The 17007-nt window shown below is 59.5% G+C and carries 13 protein-coding genes; 7 read left to right on the plus strand and 6 right to left on the minus strand.

Annotation, left to right across the window (positions count from 1 at the left end):
* Nucleotides 1-124: 124 nt before the first annotated feature.
* Together HBA54_RS17195 and HBA54_RS17200 are read left to right on the plus strand one after the other, a co-directional pair.
* Nucleotides 125-421: a hypothetical protein gene (locus tag HBA54_RS17195; RefSeq protein ID WP_167226838.1), complete on the plus strand. Its 297-nt coding sequence runs from the start codon at nucleotides 125-127 to the stop codon at nucleotides 419-421.
* Between the two features lie 878 nt (nucleotides 422-1299).
* Nucleotides 1300-3348 (plus strand): DUF3363 domain-containing protein, encoded by a 2049-nt coding sequence (locus tag HBA54_RS17200; protein ID WP_167226840.1) that lies wholly within the window; start codon nucleotides 1300-1302, stop codon nucleotides 3346-3348.
* A 240-nt stretch (nucleotides 3349-3588) separates the two neighbouring features.
* On the opposite strand, the gene HBA54_RS17205 is transcribed toward HBA54_RS17200, so the two are convergent.
* Nucleotides 3589-4461 (minus strand): LysR substrate-binding domain-containing protein, encoded by an 873-nt coding sequence (locus HBA54_RS17205; RefSeq protein WP_205944715.1) that lies wholly within the window; start codon nucleotides 4459-4461, stop codon nucleotides 3589-3591.
* Between the two features lie 134 nt (nucleotides 4462-4595).
* Between HBA54_RS17205 and proX the strand changes: the two genes are divergently transcribed.
* The 4 genes from proX to betC are packed head-to-tail and all read left to right on the plus strand — an operon-like array spanning nucleotide 4596 to nucleotide 9077.
* Nucleotides 4596-5549: a glycine betaine/L-proline ABC transporter substrate-binding protein ProX gene (gene proX, locus HBA54_RS17210; RefSeq protein ID WP_167226841.1), complete on the plus strand. Its 954-nt coding sequence runs from the start codon at nucleotides 4596-4598 to the stop codon at nucleotides 5547-5549.
* 57 nt (nucleotides 5550-5606) lie between these two features.
* Nucleotides 5607-6626 carry a quaternary amine ABC transporter ATP-binding protein gene (locus HBA54_RS17215; RefSeq protein ID WP_167226843.1) on the plus strand — a complete coding sequence of 340 codons (1020 nt, stop codon included), beginning with the start codon at nucleotides 5607-5609 and terminating at the stop codon, nucleotides 6624-6626.
* A 9-nt stretch (nucleotides 6627-6635) separates the two neighbouring features.
* Nucleotides 6636-7553: an ABC transporter permease subunit gene (locus HBA54_RS17220; RefSeq protein ID WP_167226845.1), complete on the plus strand. Its 918-nt coding sequence runs from the start codon at nucleotides 6636-6638 to the stop codon at nucleotides 7551-7553.
* 6 nt (nucleotides 7554-7559) lie between these two features.
* A complete protein-coding gene (gene betC, locus HBA54_RS17225; RefSeq protein ID WP_167226847.1) occupies nucleotides 7560-9077 on the plus strand; it encodes a choline-sulfatase in 1518 nt (505 codons plus the stop codon).
* Nucleotides 9078-9500: 423 nt separating this feature from the next.
* Here betC and HBA54_RS29685 read toward each other — a convergent pair whose 3' ends face one another.
* Nucleotides 9501-10019, minus strand: coding sequence for a helix-turn-helix domain-containing protein (locus HBA54_RS29685; RefSeq protein WP_322096058.1), 519 nt, complete (start codon nucleotides 10017-10019; stop codon nucleotides 9501-9503).
* 138 nt (nucleotides 10020-10157) lie between these two features.
* Between HBA54_RS29685 and HBA54_RS17240 the strand changes: the two genes are divergently transcribed.
* Nucleotides 10158-10715, plus strand: a complete 558-nt coding sequence (locus HBA54_RS17240; protein WP_167226849.1) for a hypothetical protein — start codon at nucleotides 10158-10160, stop codon at nucleotides 10713-10715.
* Nucleotides 10716-11189: 474 nt separating this feature from the next.
* Here HBA54_RS17240 and HBA54_RS17245 read toward each other — a convergent pair whose 3' ends face one another.
* The 4 genes from HBA54_RS17245 to HBA54_RS17260 form a co-directional block, all read right to left on the minus strand.
* Nucleotides 11190-13133 carry an ATP-binding domain-containing protein gene (locus HBA54_RS17245; RefSeq protein ID WP_167226851.1) on the minus strand — a complete coding sequence of 648 codons (1944 nt, stop codon included), beginning with the start codon at nucleotides 13131-13133 and terminating at the stop codon, nucleotides 11190-11192.
* A 65-nt stretch (nucleotides 13134-13198) separates the two neighbouring features.
* Nucleotides 13199-14593: a hypothetical protein gene (locus HBA54_RS17250; protein WP_167226853.1), complete on the minus strand. Its 1395-nt coding sequence runs from the start codon at nucleotides 14591-14593 to the stop codon at nucleotides 13199-13201.
* Nucleotides 14594-14613: 20 nt separating this feature from the next.
* On the minus strand, nucleotides 14614-16440 hold the full coding sequence (locus tag HBA54_RS17255; protein ID WP_167226855.1) for a tyrosine-type recombinase/integrase: 1827 nt from the start codon (nucleotides 16438-16440) through the stop codon (nucleotides 14614-14616).
* A gap of 156 nt (nucleotides 16441-16596) precedes the next feature.
* A complete protein-coding gene (locus HBA54_RS17260) occupies nucleotides 16597-16986 on the minus strand; it encodes a helix-turn-helix transcriptional regulator (protein WP_167226857.1) in 390 nt (129 codons plus the stop codon).
* Between the last annotated feature and the right edge of the window lie 21 nt (nucleotides 16987-17007).

Here is a 17007-nt window from a genome sequence, read left to right on the forward strand (position 1 = left end):
TGCGGCATCATCCAGCGATTATCCACTTAAGAAAACCAGAACATTAGTGGCACAAGATCGTTGACTCTATGGTTGCATAAGAGACAGGATTTCTCTCGCAAAACCAACCACGAAGGCGACCGGCATGATGATCTCAACTGCCTGCGAGGCATTGCGCGCAGGCAAGTGTCTTGAGCTTCGCTATGACGGCTTTTCTCGCACTGTCGAAGTTCATGCCGTTGGCTTCACCAAGGACAGCAACGCGATCATGCGCGTCTGGCAGGTTGCAGGCGGCAGCCATAGCGGCGAGCGCACGGGCTGGAAGATTATGAGGCTCGATGAAACATTTTCAGCCCACCTCACCGAAGAGGCCTCCCACGCGCCCAGACATGGTTACAAGCGCGGCGACAAGGCGATGGAAAGCATCAGGTGCCAGCTCTAGCCCGCCGCAATCGCGGGAACCTGCGGCAAATATGGTTCGCCGCACCCCAGTTCGGCCGCGCGGTTAGCGGCGACCAGCGCCCTGGCGCGGGGGGGCTTTTTCTGCGCTCTGAAGTGGAGATTGCGCGGTAATTCCAAGCGCTTTCCCCTGCGCTTTTGCCCTCAAATCTGCTCTGCTCCGACCCTCCCAACAGGGCGTTAGTACCCCTCTAGATCACGCCTGGCAACGATCTCTCACCACAGAATCAGGTCCAAAAAAAAGCCGGGCACACATTAAAAGCGGGTGTGGCGATGCGGCCAGTGTGACACCGTCATCCCCTATGAAGAGTACCAAATCGAGGCGGTTCCACATGGTTAGCCGGGTCCATGTGGCGGTCAGATTCGGTTGCCAGAACAACGGCGGTGGGTGGGGGTTTTCGCATGCAGCCGCAGCTTTGAGCATGGCTGGAACGCCGGCGACTGCTCCTCAAGCCGATGCGGCAAGAGCGGGTTCACTCAGCCGCCCTAGGCCACATCAAAGAAGAACAGTTCGGCGCATTTTGCCGCAATTGGCGCGTCGACGGAACGACCGAGCGGCTGCAATCCAGAGTCTGCCCAGCGGCCGGAAGGCAAAGTCAGTCCAGTGTCAGGAAGGAATTGGAGTGGTGGAGTGGGGTAAGTGACCGAGGGCAAGATAAAGCGAACGCCGTTCGCAGCACTCCATGAGTGCTAAGTGATTGTCTGCACACTGTTTTTTTGCTGCCATTTTGGCGCCATCGAAATATCCACGGCACCATGATTCTCACACGCTTCTCAGCAAGTTCTTGAATTAGATCACCTTTCCAGCTTCGAACCATGGTGCCACTTGTCTCGGTGTTGCCGGGTGCGAATATCTGCTCCATGGCACGCGACGACGACACAGGCTTCGAGCCACGGCTTGGCCGTTCGCGCCCTCGTGGCGGCGGACGCAAGCCAGCCTCCTTCTTGCAACGGATGACACGGGAGGTCACCCGGGCCGGCGGCGACCCGCGCCGTATCAGTCTCGCCAAGGGCACGTCGAGAACCGGCCGCTTCAACGTGCGCGGCCGGGGCCGCAAAGCCGTTGCCACCTTCCCGCGCCAGAGCGGCTGGAGCCGGCCTGAGGGTGGCATGCGCTTCCGGGCGCGCCGCCTCATCGTGAAGGCGCGGGTCGTGAAGCTGCGCGGCGGCAAGAGCAAGGCCGCCTATGCCCATCTCCGGTACCTGCAACGCGACGGGGTGACCCTGGACGGCGAAGGCGGCCGGCTCTACTCGGCGAACCTGGACCATGAAGACGGAGCGGTTTTCCTCGGCCGGGGCCAGGACGACCGCCACCAGTTCCGCCTGATCGTCGCGCCAGAGGACGGAACCGAGCTTGGCGACCTTCGGGACTTCACCCGCCAGCTTATGGAGCAGATGGAGCATGATCTGGATACCCAGCTCGATTGGGTGGCGGTGGATCACCACAACACCGGCCATCCCCACTCCCATGTCGTGATCCGGGGGATGACCGACGACGGGAAGATCCTCAACATCGCAGGCGACTACATCGCCCACGGCATCCGCCACCGGGCGAGCGAGATCGCCACCTTGGAGCTTGGTCCGCAGAGCGAATGGGAGGTGCAGCAGAAGCTCGGCCGGGAGGTTGTGCAGGACCGCTTCACCCGGCTCGATAGAGCCATCCTTCAGGAGGTCAACGACCAGGGTCTCGTCGATCTCCGGATCGGCGAAGAACAGTCTTATCTCGGGCGGGCCAACCGCGCCCTCCTGATAAGCCGGCTCAAGCGACTGGAGCGCATGGGCCTCGCCCGCGAAGAGGCCTCGGCCCGCTGGTCCCTCTCCGGCCGCCTGGAGAAGACGCTGCAGGAGCTGGGCAAGCGCGGCGACATCATCAAGACCATGCACCGGGTGATGGCCGAACAGGGCCTCGCGCGCGATCCCCATGGCTATGTGATCCATAGGGGCGCGGACAGGCAGCCACCGACCGTCGGCAAGGTGGTCGGCAAGGGGCTGGCGGGCGACGAACTGACCGGCCGGCTACACCTCGTCATTGATGGTGCGGATGGGCGGGTACACTACGCCGAAGTAACCGAGACGGCCGGCGACGGGATCACGGTCGGCAGCATCGTCGAGGTCGGCCGCGCCGAGGCCCGTTCCCGTCCCGCCGACCGCAACATCGCCGAGCAGGCCCGCGACAATGGCGGCCTCTACGGGCCCATCATGCATCTCGTAGCCGCCCGCGACAGCATGCGGCTGCCGGACGGAAACTACGAAGGTTATGTCCAGGCCCATGTGCGCCGGCTGGAGGCGCTGCGCCGGGCCGGTATTGTCGAGCGCCTGGGCGACGGCAATTGGCGTATCCCGAAGGACTTCGAGGACCGTGCGCGGGACTACGACACCGGGCGCAGCAAGCAGCTTGGCGTAAGGATGCTATCGCTCATCGATCTCGATGCCCAGGTGACGGCGAACGCCGCCACCTGGCTCGACCGCGAGCTGGTCGCGGACACGCCGACCCCGTTGCGGGATGGCGGCTTCGGCCGGGAGGCGCGCGACGCCCTTGCCCGGCGCCGGCAATGGCTGATCGCGCAAGGGCTCGCCGACGAGACCGATGCGGGCTTCGTCACCCGCCGTGACATGCTCGCTAACTTGACCCGGCGCGAAGTGGAAGAAACCGGCAAGAAGCTGGCTGGGCCACACGGCCTGCACTTCCGCATGGCCGAGAGCGGCGAGCGGATCAGCGGCACCTACCGTCAGTCCGTGCAGCTCGTCAGCGGCAAATACGCCCTGGTGGAGCGCTCGCGGGAGTTCACGCTGGTCCCCTGGCGTCCGGTCATCGAGAAGGCACTGGGGCGGCAGGTTACAGGGCTCGTCCGGGGCAGCGGTATCTCATGGGACCTGGGCCGCAAGCGCGGGCGCGGCATCGGCATGTAGGATGGTACCCGCTGCATGTCAGCTAAGTCAGGGACGATGGACGCCTACGAATGGGCCTTGAACGCCATCTGACGCCGATGGCCGAGTTCGGCCATGAACGGTCGGTCGTCGGGTTTGCAGCGAATGACCGATCTGAGCCCGAAGTGACAAATGCAGCAGTCGGAATGAATGACCGTTATTGAGGGTCTGCAGTTGTCGCCTGATCCTGCCATTTTTGCACAAGGAATTTTGACTTGCACGCTAAGGGTTGGCTTTTAATTGGGTTTCGAGCCAGTCGCTAAAAACCGTCGCTTGGATTCGGTTTGGGTTCTTGTAGAGATAAAAGAAGTCACGCTGCATTGGGGCGATGTTTGGCATTGCGCATAACGTCCCGTCGGCCAGGTAGGTATCAACCAATGGAGCACCGGCCAATGCAATCCCCTGACCCTCAATCGCGGCCTGGAGCATATTGATATAAGTATTGACGTGGATGCCGGAGCGTTCCTCGGGCGGCTGGAGTCCCTGTTGCGAAAACCAGTGGTGCCATCTTGCTTCGGGTCGGTACCGGCCAGACAGGTAAAGCAGCCGCTCCTGACGCAAATGCTCAGGCGTGTCTAATCTGGTCCGGGGGACATACTTCGGGCTGAAGATCGGAAAGATCGTCTCTTTGACGAGAGGCAACCAGCGGTCTCCAACCGGTGCGTCCGGGCTGTATCTGACAGCCACGTCAATCAATTCAGCGTCGATGTCGAGATAGCGATCCGAAACCACCAGGTTGATTTCGATATCAGGATACAGAGCACCGAAATCAATCAAACGCGGCATCAGCCAATAGGTCGCAAATGCGGATGTGACTGTCACGGACAGTCGTGACTCTGAAGCACCGGATCTTTGCTGTGCGAGTGCATCGGCAATGCTATCCATCGCTGGATTTACGCTTCTTGCAAAGGCTTCGCCGCTACGGGTCAGCGAGACCTTGCGATGATTTCGAGAGAAAAGCCGTTGACCGATGGCCTGTTCTAGTTCGGCAACCTGACGGCTGACTGCGACGCGTGATATCCCAAGCTCAGCCGCCGCTTTCGTAAAGTTTTCGGAACAGGAAGCAGCCTGAAATGTCACAATGTTCCGCAGCAAATGAACATCTCTACGCAGATTAGACATAAAGCAATGGTTAACACAGTGATACTCAGTGAGCAACTTTACCCGGTCCAGTCCTACGCTATCCTGCAAAAAAATATTCCGCTACAAGCAAAACAGGGAGTTGAACCATGCCGCGTCTGGCCATTGCCACCACACTTGCCACGATAGCACTGACCACAGCCGTGTTCGCGCAGGATATGCCCGGCAAGGGTGTCACCGTCGATCCGATCAAGGGCTCACCCGCGAATGCGTGGTTCCAGCACATGGTTGTGCAACTTGGGTTGGAAGCATTGGGTTACGAGGTTGCCGAAACACGGGAGGCCGATTTCCCGGCGCTGCATCTGGCGGTGTCTTCCGGTGATGCGGATTACACCGTGAACCACTGGCGTCCGCTTCATAATGATTTCTTCGACAAGTCCGGCGGCGACGGCACGATGGTGCGGGAACACGCGGTCATCACCGGTGCCGGTCAGGGCTACTACATCGACAAGAAAACAGCCGAAGCGAACGGCATCACCAATCTGGGTCAGTTGTCCGACCCCGCCATCGCCGCACTGTTTGACGGTGATGACGACGGGTTGGCCAATCTTTCGGGCTGCAACCCCGGTTGGGGCTGTGAGTTGAAGATAGAAGAGCATCTCGACACTTACGAACTGCGTGGTTCGGTTGAACACGATCAGGGCAGCTATTTTGCGATCATGGCCGACACGATCACCCGCTACAACGAAGGCAGCTCGATCCTTTATTACACTTGGACACCCAACTGGATCAGTGATGTTCTTGTGCCCGGTACTGATGTAGTTCAGATCGGCGTCCCTTCGGACAGCAGTGAGATGGACCCCGGCTTTGCGGTGAACGATGTTTATGTAGTCGCTAACAAAGACTTCATGGATGAAAACCCTGCTGCTGCCAAATTCCTCAGCATCGTTGAAATTCCGATCGGTGCTGTAAACGCTGCGCAGGTCAAGCTGCGTGACGGTGAGGATACGCTTGAGGATTTCCGACGCCACGCGGAAGACTGGGTTGCCGCTAACCAGGCCCAGTTTGACGCTTGGGTCGCAGAAGCGGCGGCTGCTAACTAGACCTCCCTGAGTCCTGGGACGCTGAAAAGCGCCCCATCTTTTATGAACTGGGACTCTATGACTGACATGCAAATTGAATGTCGAAACCTGTGGAAGATCTACGGGGCGCGTGCCGAACAGGCGCTAAAGGCCGTTCAAGAAGAAGGCCTTACCAAGGACGAGGTTCGGGACAAGTACGATTGTGTTCTGGGCGTTCGCGACGCCAGTTTCAGCGTCAAAAAGGGCGAGATTTTCTGCATCATGGGTTTGTCCGGTTCGGGCAAGTCCACGCTTGTGCGGCATATCAATCGCCTGATTGAGCCGACAGCGGGGGAAATCCATGTCGCTGGTCAGCGGGTCGACACCATGGATGAGGCAAGATTGCGCCAGCTCAGGGCCGAAACCATCGGCATGGTGTTTCAGCATATGGCGCTTTGGCCGCATCGGACCCTGGCCGAGAATGTGGCCTTTGGTCTTGAGGTCCGGGATGTGCCGCTGGACAAGCGCCGCACGGCGGCGGACGCGGCTCTGGCGTCAATGGACTTGACCGGCTGGGAAGATCACTATCCCGATCAACTGTCGGGCGGTATGCAGCAGCGCGTCGGGCTTGCCCGCGCGCTTGCCGCCGACCCGGATATCCTGCTGATGGACGAGCCGTTTTCGGCGCTGGACCCTCTGATCCGCCGACAGTTGCAGGACCAATTCCTGACATTGTCGCAGAAGGTCAACAAAACCACGGTTTTCATCACCCACGATCTGGATGAGGCGATCCGAATGGGCGACCAGATCGCGATCATGAATGATGGTCTGATTGTTCAGACCGGAACGCCCGAAGAGATCGTGACAAATCCCAAGGACGCCTATGTCGCGGAATTCGTCAAGGGGATCAGCCGGGTCAGCCTGGTGCGGGCCGAGACGATCATGCATCCGCTGGAGGGGCGTTCAACTACGCCAAAGACGGTGCCGCTTGGCAGTGAATTGGGCGAGATCATGGATGAATTTATGGGAGATCAGGCGCCCGTGACAGTGGTCGACCCGGATGGATCGGCGGTCGGCATGATCTCGATTGCGGACGCGCTGCGCGCGCTGCGCGGATAGGGGGTGGACATGGATTTCTGGAACATATTCGACAAGGAATGGGTGCCGGTCGGCGCCTGGGTCGAAACCGCCCTGCAGTGGGTCGTCGACAATTTCCGTTTTGTCTTTCAGGCGATCAAGGTTCCTTTTGACATCGTTTTGACCGGCCTGGAGGACGGGCTGACCGGAGCGCCGGACCTGCTGATGCTGTTGATCATCGTGCTGGTGGCCTGGCAGGCGGGCGGGCGGCGTCTGGCGGCGGTTTCCGCGGCGTCGATGATTGCCATCGGCCTGATGGGGGCCTGGGAAGAAAGCATGGTGACGCTGTCGATCGTGCTGACCTGCGTAATCTTTTGCTCCCTGATCGGCATCCCGCTGGGCATCATGGCCGCGCGAAACGACCGGTTCTGGACGGTATTGCGACCGTTGCTGGACCTGATGCAGACGATTCCCTCATTTGTCTATCTCGTTCCCATCGTGATGCTGTTTTCCATCGGAAATGTATCGGGCGTTATCGTCACGTTCATCTATGCCCTGCCGCCGGTTGTGCGCCTGACAAATCTCGGTATCCGGCAGGTGCGCGCGGATATGGTCGAGGCCGCACGCGCCTTCGGGGCAAGCAGGCGCCAGACGCTCTACAAGGTTGAGCTGCCGCTGGCCATGCCCACCATCATGGCCGGGGTGAACCAGACGATCATGATGGCCCTCTCAATGGTCGTCGTCGCCTCGATGATCTCGGTCACCGGGTTGGGCCAGATGGTACTACGCGGTATCGGCCGACTTGACATGGGGCTGGCCACAGTCGGCGGTCTTGGCATCGTCTTTTTGGCGATTGTGATTGACAGGGTCAGCCAGAGCTTTGGCACCTCAGCGCGTGATCGCGGGCACAAGAAATGGTATGAAACCGGGCCGGTTGGTGCACTTCGTAGCGTGTTAGGCAGGGGCTAGGGCGCATTGCAGCAACCAAATATACTGTTCATTCAGGTTGACCAGCTCACCGCATTCTCTCTGCGGTGTTATGGAGATACGGCTTGCCATGCGCCGAACATTGACCAGTTGGCCGATTCGGGTACCGTCTTCGAAACCGCCTATTGCAACTTTCCTTTGTGCGCGCCGTCCCGCTTTTCGATGGCCACGGGGCAGCTTTGCTCCACGATAGGCGCCTATGACAACGCCGCCGAAATGCCCGCGTCGCTTCCCACTTATGCGCACTACCTGCGCGCCGCGGGATATCAGACTGCCCTTTCGGGAAAGATGCATTTCATCGGTCCCGATCAGCATCATGGCTTCGAAGCCCGCCTGACGCCCGACCTTTATCCTGCGGATTTCAGCTGGGTTCCAAATTGGGAAAATGAAGGCAAGCGCGACACTAACGATGCGCGCGCGGTGCTGGTCTCTGGTGTCTGTGAACGATCAGTGCAGATCGATTTTGACGAGATGGTGACAACACAGGCGATCCAGCACCTTTATGATATCGCGCGCTCAAAGGATGACCGCCCCTTCTTTCTTCAGGTCTCCTACACCCACCCGCATGAGCCCTATCTTTGCCGCAAGGAATATTGGGATCTCTATGAAGGTGTCGAGATTCCTCTGCCAAACGTCCCCGCCTTGTCATCCAATGAACACGACGCGCATTCCCGCCGCTTGCTGGCGGATTTCTCGATGCTCGACATGCGCTTTGCCGACGAAGACATTGCCCGCGCACGCCGCGCCTATTACGGATCCATCAGTTATCTGGATGCGATGGTAGGGCGTGTTTTGGAAACGCTGGACGCAATTGGTCAGGCCGAGAACACGGCCATCATTTTCACCTCTGACCACGGCGAAATGCTGGGTGAGCGCGGTATGTGGTTCAAGAAACACTTTTTCGAGCCAGCGCTGCGTGTCCCGCTCATCATGAAACTGCCTGGCGAAGGTCAGGGCCGCGTCGATACGCCGGTGTCTCTGGTCGATCTGCTCCCGACCTTCATGGGCATTGCGAAAGGATCGAACTGGTGCAATTGGGTCGAAGCGCTGGAAGGATGTAGTCTGGTACCGATGATCGGACAGCCGCCAAAGCACGACAGGCCCATCTATGCCGAATACCTGGCCGAGACTACGCCGTCACCGATCCTGATGATCCGCCAGGGTCAGTACAAGTTTGTATATTCCAAAGAGGATCCGGCGTTATTGTTTGATCTGGAAACAGATGAAAACGAGCGATACAACCTGGCCACCGACCCAAATCACTCAGAGCGCGTTGCGACGTTTACCAAGCAGATCCTGGCCAAGTGGAACATCGACACGCTCGCGACAAACATCGTAGCCAGCCAGAAACGTCGCCGCCTTATCGTTGATGGGTATGCCTACGGCCAAAGACCCCGCTGGAACCATGACGAACAGGTGGGAGAGGAAGTCCTCTGGTACCGCGGTGAGGGCGGTTACAACGAATGGGCTTTCGAGTTTCTTCCAACAAAGATGGATACTGTATAATCGTCGTCTCGGGCGAATTCGCTCGCAATTCCGCAAAACCGGACATCCGCGCTTCCGCATCGAAAACTCGCTTTGTCCGCTTCGCAGCCGTTCGCATCGTTCAATACAAGTGACCGCTTCGGATCAACTTCGATCATATGCGAACAGGAATACCCCGAGTATCTTATCTCCCGAGTGGACAGCTGAAATCTCTCAGAGAAGATGATTACAACGCCCGGCTGGCTTAAAGCTTTGTCGTAGAGCCGAATTTCTCAGACACCCTGATCCAAGTGTAAACGGCTGGCGGCTCCAGTGTAATCGGCAACAGGGCAACGAAAGCCGTTTCAGAATAGCCCTTTGCTGGTATGGCCTCGGTTCGTTGTCAACACCGCAGGTGTGTAGGGTGTGATAATCTCTTGGTGGTAGGTTTCAACCTTTCGCGCATCACTTCCGCAGCCGAACACCGGGCCCGGCGGAACCATCGGCTTCGATGAACGCGACGCCGGCAGCTTCCAGGGCGTCACGCATTGCCTGAAGATTATTGGAGATCGGCACTCGCGCGCCACGCTCGAACTCGGCAACCGTCGACCGTGCAATTCCAGCGGCTTCAGCGAGATCCCACTGCGACATGTTCAATATATTGCGGGCCGCCCGGCACAGGTCTGGAAAAAACAGCGTTTCGCTGGTACCACACCCACTCCGCAATTCACGCAGGCGGACACCCGGCCCTCCGCCGTTCGCAGGAATGAACGCGATGCCGGCCGCCTCCAAGGTGGCCCGAATCGCCTGAAGATTATTGTAGCCTGGCGCCTTTCCGTATCGCTCAAATTGAGAGAGTGTCGCAGCAGTGACATGAGCCGGTTCCGCAACCTCCGACTGGGATAGGTTGAGTAGCCCTCTGGCGGCGTGGCATTGCCCCGGAGAGAAGGACATTTTTTTATAATACAAATTCTTGTTTGACATAGAGTCGCTGACTATTTAGCCTGAGGCACGCTAGATAGCTTGCCTGATGGATACAACCGAAAGGCAAACAAGCGGCACGAGAGGATGCGTCAACACCCTCCCGCGCCTGACCACAACCCGACTTGTTGGAGTCCGGTCATGGCTACCCCTACCCTTAGCACAAGACTTTCCCGCCGGGCCATGCTGGCCGGCAGCGTCGCCGCGCCGGCGATGGCATTTCCGGTTTTCCAGGCACTGGCCGCCCTGCCAGTTCCTGCCTTGCTCTGCGCCGATCCCCACCCTGATGCCGAGCTGTTCCGCCGGATTGCGGAGGCCGAACACTTGCGTAACCAGAACGCCCGGGCACGGCGGCTGCGCGCCCGCCTCCGCGACGCCCTTTACGCCCGCCACGATCTCGCCTACCGGCCTTTCCGGGACAGCCACCCGGAGGCTTGGCTGCACTGCTGGGAGACCCACGGGCGCTACGCCGATGCGGTGCGCGAGGCCGTTGCTGTGCCGGCCCATACGGTCGCCGGCATTCACGCCAAGCTCAGCCTTGCTGTGATCGCCTCACGGCGCGGCGGAGCACGGGTCTACATGTACGAGGACCGCGAGTGGCTGCAAGCCGCCCTGGTCGATCTGGAGCGCTTGGCCAATCCCGGGCAACGCGTTGGTCCGGTACGCCGCTGGACGCCAGACCCTCTCGTATTGGCTTAGATGCCGATGCCTACCATCGCCCTCGCCCGCGAAGTCGGTCTTCTGGTCCGTGCCCTGCGCAAGCGGTACGGCCTGACCCATGCCGCTGCAGCCAAGCCGCTTCAGCTGGGTAACGTTGCACGAAGGTCAGCAGCTTCGACGTTCGGACTGGTACGACAAATCAGATGAAGATGCATGCGACCATTCGTCAATGGCCATGGATCACACGATGGAGAGGCTCGCTCGCCCTGGCGAAGAGTTGGTTGGTGACGAGGACCCCGAACTAGCAGCACTCCCTTGATCGACCGCAAGTCACCTCCATGCGTGGATGAGGTCCTTGCGAAGATCGAGCAGGAGCCATCGATGTAATCACCAGCCGCCCATGAACTCTTGCCGAGGGAAGAAGTTGGTTAATCTGTAACAACTCTAACATCCGTCTCAACTTGGCACCAACAACGGGAATACCTCACAGGCGAATCTTCCGCTGAGCAGCAACTAACTCGACATCTGTAAGCATTCGGGAATGTATAGTTCCCTAGTGGCTCTCGTTGCAGCGACGTAGAGGACGTTTAGCTCGGCGTCGCGATACTCGCCATCTGTTGTCTCGTCCAGCTTGTCCCTATTAATGAAGTCATCCATTAACATAACTCGTGGCCACTCACGGCCTTTTACTCGGTGCGTAGTCGACAAAACAATGGGGGCTTTGGCCTCTACCGCCACGTGATGCTTTCCGAGGGTCGCTAATTGCCCTTCTAGGACGCTGTGTCTCTCCTCGATTGTCTCCCGCACACGACGCAACTCCGAGTCCATCGTCTGCTCTTCTTCAAAAACTAGGTCGTCCCAACTACCGAACCGGACTAGCGTAGGATGTGGCGTCCCACGATTGGCACCTCCCCTATACAGCCTAAGGGCATCGAGCATCAGCCACTGGAGGTCCTCGATACCCCCAACCAAATGGAAGCGGTGACCAAATTCAGCAACAGAAACGGCCTGGCGGAAAACGCCTGTATTCGTCCGAGCGAGAATAGTGATTGGCCACTCGGGCCCCTGATGGCTGCCGCCGTAGGTAATTATCTGACTGGACAGGCCGAGGTTTCCACGCATCTTTTGCGCGGGCACGTTGGACTTCCTCCCCAGAACCTTGTTCGCATAGTCGGCGATCTCCGGGCCAAACCGCCAGGATTGTGTCAATGGAAATGAACTTCCTTCAATTTGCGCCATCGCATTCACAGCCCCGCGCCAGTCATATAGCTGTTGATGGTGGTCGCCGATCAAAATCCGCTTACAGCTGGAACGTCGCAGAATGGACATGAACGCGCCATTTGCGTCTTGCGCTTCATCGAAAAGCACGACGTCATATGGAATGGTGCCTTCACGTAAGTCCCACCATTTCATAACCTGGTGAGGGAAAATTGGCAGATCTCCGGACTTCAATATCATCATTGCCCAAAGATTCTTTGCCCATTGAAGAACCTGCTCATTCCCGCCGGTAGGCCATTCTAGCTCCGGCACATGATTCAGAGACAGTTCCGGCTCCGCTGAGTAACAATAGTTCTTGACCGTCTGATCAACTTGGCGAACTAAAATTCCCCGCCTGTAGATCCCAAACATTTGCGGCAGACCGAGACGATCGGCGAGGTCGTGCCAGGGCATGCTCTGGCCTCTTTGGCACCGCTCCTCTCCCCACTGATTGCTAGGCTTCACCACCTTGTAAGCCAGACTGTCCGATGTCCTGCAATCTTCTACAGTGCCACCTAGCCTCCTCTTCGCCTGATCCGCCATGTCCCGATTGAAAGCAAGGTAGACCGCCGACCCGCTACCCAATTCTTCTCCGATGAATCCGCATAACGTCGTCTTCCCCGTTCCGGCGAATGCCTCGGCTTTCACAACATCCGTGCTGCCGGCCTTTCTCGATGCCTCTAGGATCTGCCCCTGCTCTTCAGTAGGTCTAACTCTTGTGTGAAAGGTGTATACAGACTCACGGTAGTCGCCAGTGGTCCGTACAGTCGCCGAATCATCGCTCTCGCCGTTTCCATATTGATGGGACGTTGGCTGGCCACGTAGTTCCTGGGCCTCATGTTGACCTGGTGAAGATGCCCAATACTCATCTGTGGAAATCCACCGAAGGCCGACGCCATCTGCGATTTTGAGTCCCTCCTCGATAAACGCTTGCAGGTGGGTGAATGCTGCCAGCTTGCTCCTTTCATGTAATGGCGCATCGTTCACAAAATCTCGGGACCGCATAAGCTCATCGGAAAAGTCCCCGATAGAGAAGTCATACTCGGGGTCAACGATTGCGTCCCTCCCTATAGTGACCAATGCCCATATCGCTGCGACGGCCTCATTCGGAAAAGCCATTAGAACTGGGACAAGAATAGATCCCTGTTGAACCTGATACTTGAGGTCCTCAACAAAATTCCTTGGTATCGGCCACAGCATTTCGCGTCCTGGATTTGCGGAGTCTCGCCAAAACGACTCGGGTGCCAACTGTCCTCGCCTTCATTCTACTCCAAAGACGTTTCTGAGCATTGCGGTAAAAGCTGCTGGATCAGTGACTGAACGGTCGACATGCTCTTCCGGCGCTGCACGTTAACCTCGTAAGCCTGCCGGGTCAGCTCCGAGCCATGGCCGACCAGCGCGGAGGCCGCCCAGGCATTGTCTGGATCCTCCTCGGCGTAGTAGGAGCACCACAGCGAGCGCACGTAGTGCTCCCCTACCCCGAAGTGCCGGCGCCAGACCTTGGATGGCCATTGGCCATCCACGGCAGCGAGCCCCCCATCCCATGAAAATAAGTATCGGCCCTCGAGCTCCTTCAGGCGCTGGGAGAGGGCCACCGGTGATCGCCCGTCGAGAATCAGGGCATCAAGCATCTCCGCCACCTCCGGCCAGGCCGATACACCATAGCATTGCTGGTTCTTCTTCTGCTCCAGCCGGAGGCGCCAGCTCTGCTCCTGCCTGACGATCTCCCGACCGATCCGGAGGCGGTGGAGGTCGCCGCAGCGCAGCGGGGCATTACACGAAAGGCCGATGAGCGCGGCATCCATGCGCGCATGGAAGGCCGCGTCCTGGTGGGCCGGGGTCTCGCCGGCCTGAGCCAGGAGATCCATGGCCTTCAGATAGATATCTCCCAGATCGTAGGGAAAACTCAGCAGGACGTCTTCCTTTCGCGTGCGGTTCAGCTTCGCCTCCCGCTCGAAGCCTTCCCGCAGTTGTCTCAGGAAGATCAGGACGTCCTCCCGGGCGCCGAGCTCGGCCGCGAAAACAAGCAGCTCTTTGGTGCGGGCGAGCTTCGTGGTCGGCCGGGTCTCCCGCGCCCTAAAGGACCGCAGGAGCACATCGACTGCCCCAACCGACACCACATCACCCAGACCGTGGTCCCGGTTCGATTTCGCCAGCTGCCCGACGATGTTGGTAAGGGACCGCACGATAGAAATCGCGTAGACGGGACCATCATCGTGGCCGATCTCATCGCCCTTCGCCTCGGCGGCCCTCGCCTCGAGCGTCCTCAGCGCGATGCGCCAGGCGGCCGGCCAGGCCTCCGGCGGCAGGGAAAGACGGCGCCGGCTCTTCCGAATCACGGGCTTCCGTACCGCCTTCTCCTTCCGCCATTTCTCCGCGCGCAGCTCCTTGAGGGCCGGGCGCGCGAGAGCGGCCACCTCGGGTGCTAGCATTGAAAGCGCCTTCGCGAGGCCCTCCACGCGCCAGAGCGGTCCGAAGTCGGCGAGGTCCTGGTGCCCGGTCTGCACGAGTATTTTCCCGCGCTGCTCGAGATGGAGCAAAAAACGGTGAAGAAGCCGCAGCTGCGCCAGGGTAAGCTTGCCAGCCTGGAGGTGTTCCAGAGCCGCGAAGGCCAACTCATCGGCCCAGAGGGGGCTGCCGAGGACTTCCTCAACGCTCATGCTGCCTGGGGCTCCAGCCATCACGACCGACTCCGGACCGGCGTCCTGCGACGGGCCTCACGGATAAGCTTTTGCATATGCTGCTGCCCGAGCTCCGCGGCACGCCGGCTATCCAGGAAGCCGTAGTGCTTCCTAACCGTAGCCGGATCGATCCCGAGCCAGTCTGCGACCATGACGAGTCTGTCAGGGTTCTCGTAGAGGATCAGGGTCGCGATCGCGTGGCGACACATGTGAAGGGTCATGTCGAGCCCGGCGGCCCTGATTCCGATCTCGAAACAGTGAGCGAAGACCGAAGCGTCCACCGGACGATCGGCCAGAGTGCCGGGAAAGAGGAAGTCGCTGTCGGATGCATTTTTCCCATAGGGATGCGCTGTGACTAGAAGGGGCCGGTAGACCTCGACGAAGCGCCGGACGATCTTCTCGCAGTCCGGCGGTAGTGGACAGCCGAGTTCCCGGTTGTTTTTCACCTGCCGGCCGGGGATTGAGATCTTGCCGGCCTTGCGGGCTTCACCCTTGAAGACAATTGTCGTCTCCTTGCCGCGAAAGGTAATGGATCGCAGGTTCGTCGCCCGCAGGGCCATGGCCCTCAGGAGGATCGCCGCCTGGCAAGCACAAACCGCAAGGCGCAGGCAGCGCATCCGCGCGGAGAGGCTCAGGTCGTCCCAGTGCCCGAGCAACACATCGGCCTCGCGCAGCGTGGTTTCCGGCAGCCCCAGAACCGCGGAACGAATCCGCAGGTTGTCGAGAAGCGCGCTGGCGAAGGCTTCCCGCTCCTCGCCCATCTTCCCGACCCGATGGTTCTTGATGGCCTTCTTCTTCCTCAGCCTTTTTAGGCGCTCCACCTCCTCCGCGGAGACCCTGACCCAGTGGCGAGCGATGTAAGAGACCCGACAGACATAGGTATGCAGAGAGGTGGCGTCGCGGCGCAGGTGAGACACCTCATCGAGGGCGCGGGTACGAAAGATCCCGGCCACCTGGCGCAGCAGCTGATACCGGCAGATGTCAGAGAGCGAAGTGATCTCTTCCGGCTTCATCAACCCTGCTTCGAGGATCTCGCGCACGAGCCAGGAGATCGCTGAGCGATAGCTGCTGGCACTTTGGACGGACCGCTCGGCATCCTCCAGGTGATCGCGCACAAGCGGCTCCTCGCCTTGCCAGAGATAGTGCTCGATGAAGGCCTCCACATCGGCGAGTAAGCTCTCTGGCAGTGCTGCGCCGGCGTATTGCTTGCCCCGCTGACTGCGCGGAAGCTGACAGGGCGCCTGCGGCAGAAGGTTGCCCAGGTTCGGGTGTGCGCCACGGTGACGAACCAGCTCGTTGAAGAATACCGCAGCCCGCATGAAGCCTTTGCGCCGCTTGTTGTGCAGGGCGTCGTACTCCTCCCGTAGCCACGTCGGATCGAGCTGATGAGGGCTCCGGCCGGCGAGGCGCGCCCGCTCGATCAGGATCGAGAGGGTGATTTCCCGGTGCGGTCCGAAAACCCTTCCATTGCCGCTGCGCTCGGCCACATAGTCCTTCAGTTGCTGCCACTCATCGGCCAGCCGACGATCGTCCGCTCCGGCGTCCCCCAAAGCCTTGAGTCCGAGGGCCCGTTTGAGGGCGCCTCGCACGTTGGAGCGCCACTTCTCAAAGCCGCCACGGGACCGGAACCCATGCTCCAGGGCGCTGACCTTGCCGCGCCAGCGGGCGTCGAAGGCGTCGAGATCGACCCTGATCGCGCCGAGGGGCTCATTGTAGATCTTCTCGGCACGGACGAGGGCCCGGCGCACGTCGTTCGCGGTATTGCCTTCGTAGCCCAACCGATCGAGGCCCTCGGCGAGGCAGCGGAAGGTGCGAAAATCCTGCATTTCTTGTTTTTCCTCGAACTAAGTAACTGTTTAACGGACACTTGCGCGTTTACTGGCCATAAGGAAATACGTATCACAGAATATCGGGCATGTATTTTGGGAGACCTTTTTGCTGTTTTGCCGATTTCCTAGTGATTGCGCGCCATTTTTGCTTTTTCACGCCACATCGTCCCGATCCAACTGGAGGTCATCGAGGCGATCGAGATCACTCTCGCGAAGCCGCAGGATCCGCGGGCTGAGTCGGATGGTGGGCAGTTCCCCATTGGACATCCAACGGAGCGCCGTACGCTGGCCGATCCCGTAGCGGGCAGCAACTTCCTCTCGTCGCAGCAGAGGCTTACGGAGGGCATCGAAGGCCTCAAGTGGAGGCGCCAAGAGTCCTTCGAGGCGCCAGATGTCAAGCCACGAGACAAAGGCCCGGCCGGATCGGCGGATGATCCGCACGCTGCGCGGCGCGAGCAGAGACCTGGCGGTGCCGGATGTGACTCTCCAATGGGCGCAGATCGTTGCCAGCGGGGCGTAGCCCGCCAAAGTCAAATTTTTCACTGTTCGTTTACTCCACGGTCT

This window comes from Pelagibius litoralis (genome assembly GCF_011683915.1).
GTDB lineage: Bacteria > Pseudomonadota > Alphaproteobacteria > Kiloniellales > Kiloniellaceae > Pelagibius > Pelagibius litoralis.

Bases quoted from the DNA above. Each gene is read 5' to 3' on its own strand.
- HBA54_RS17195 (WP_167226838.1), top strand. From the start codon at position 125: ATGATGATCTCAACTGCCTGCGAGGCATTGCGCGCAGGCAAGTGTCTT.
- HBA54_RS17200 (WP_167226840.1), top strand. From the start codon at position 1,300: ATGGCACGCGACGACGACACAGGCTTCGAGCCACGGCTTGGCCGTTCG.
- proX (WP_167226841.1), top strand. From the start codon at position 4,596: ATGCCGCGTCTGGCCATTGCCACCACACTTGCCACGATAGCACTGACC.
- HBA54_RS17215 (WP_167226843.1), top strand. From the start codon at position 5,607: ATGACTGACATGCAAATTGAATGTCGAAACCTGTGGAAGATCTACGGG.
- HBA54_RS17220 (WP_167226845.1), top strand. From the start codon at position 6,636: ATGGATTTCTGGAACATATTCGACAAGGAATGGGTGCCGGTCGGCGCC.
- HBA54_RS29685 (WP_322096058.1), bottom strand. From the start codon at position 10,019: ATGTCAAACAAGAATTTGTATTATAAAAAAATGTCCTTCTCTCCGGGG.
- HBA54_RS17240 (WP_167226849.1), top strand. From the start codon at position 10,158: ATGGCTACCCCTACCCTTAGCACAAGACTTTCCCGCCGGGCCATGCTG.
- HBA54_RS17245 (WP_167226851.1), bottom strand. From the start codon at position 13,133: ATGCTGTGGCCGATACCAAGGAATTTTGTTGAGGACCTCAAGTATCAG.
- HBA54_RS17250 (WP_167226853.1), bottom strand. From the start codon at position 14,593: ATGAGCGTTGAGGAAGTCCTCGGCAGCCCCCTCTGGGCCGATGAGTTG.
- HBA54_RS17255 (WP_167226855.1), bottom strand. From the start codon at position 16,440: ATGCAGGATTTTCGCACCTTCCGCTGCCTCGCCGAGGGCCTCGATCGG.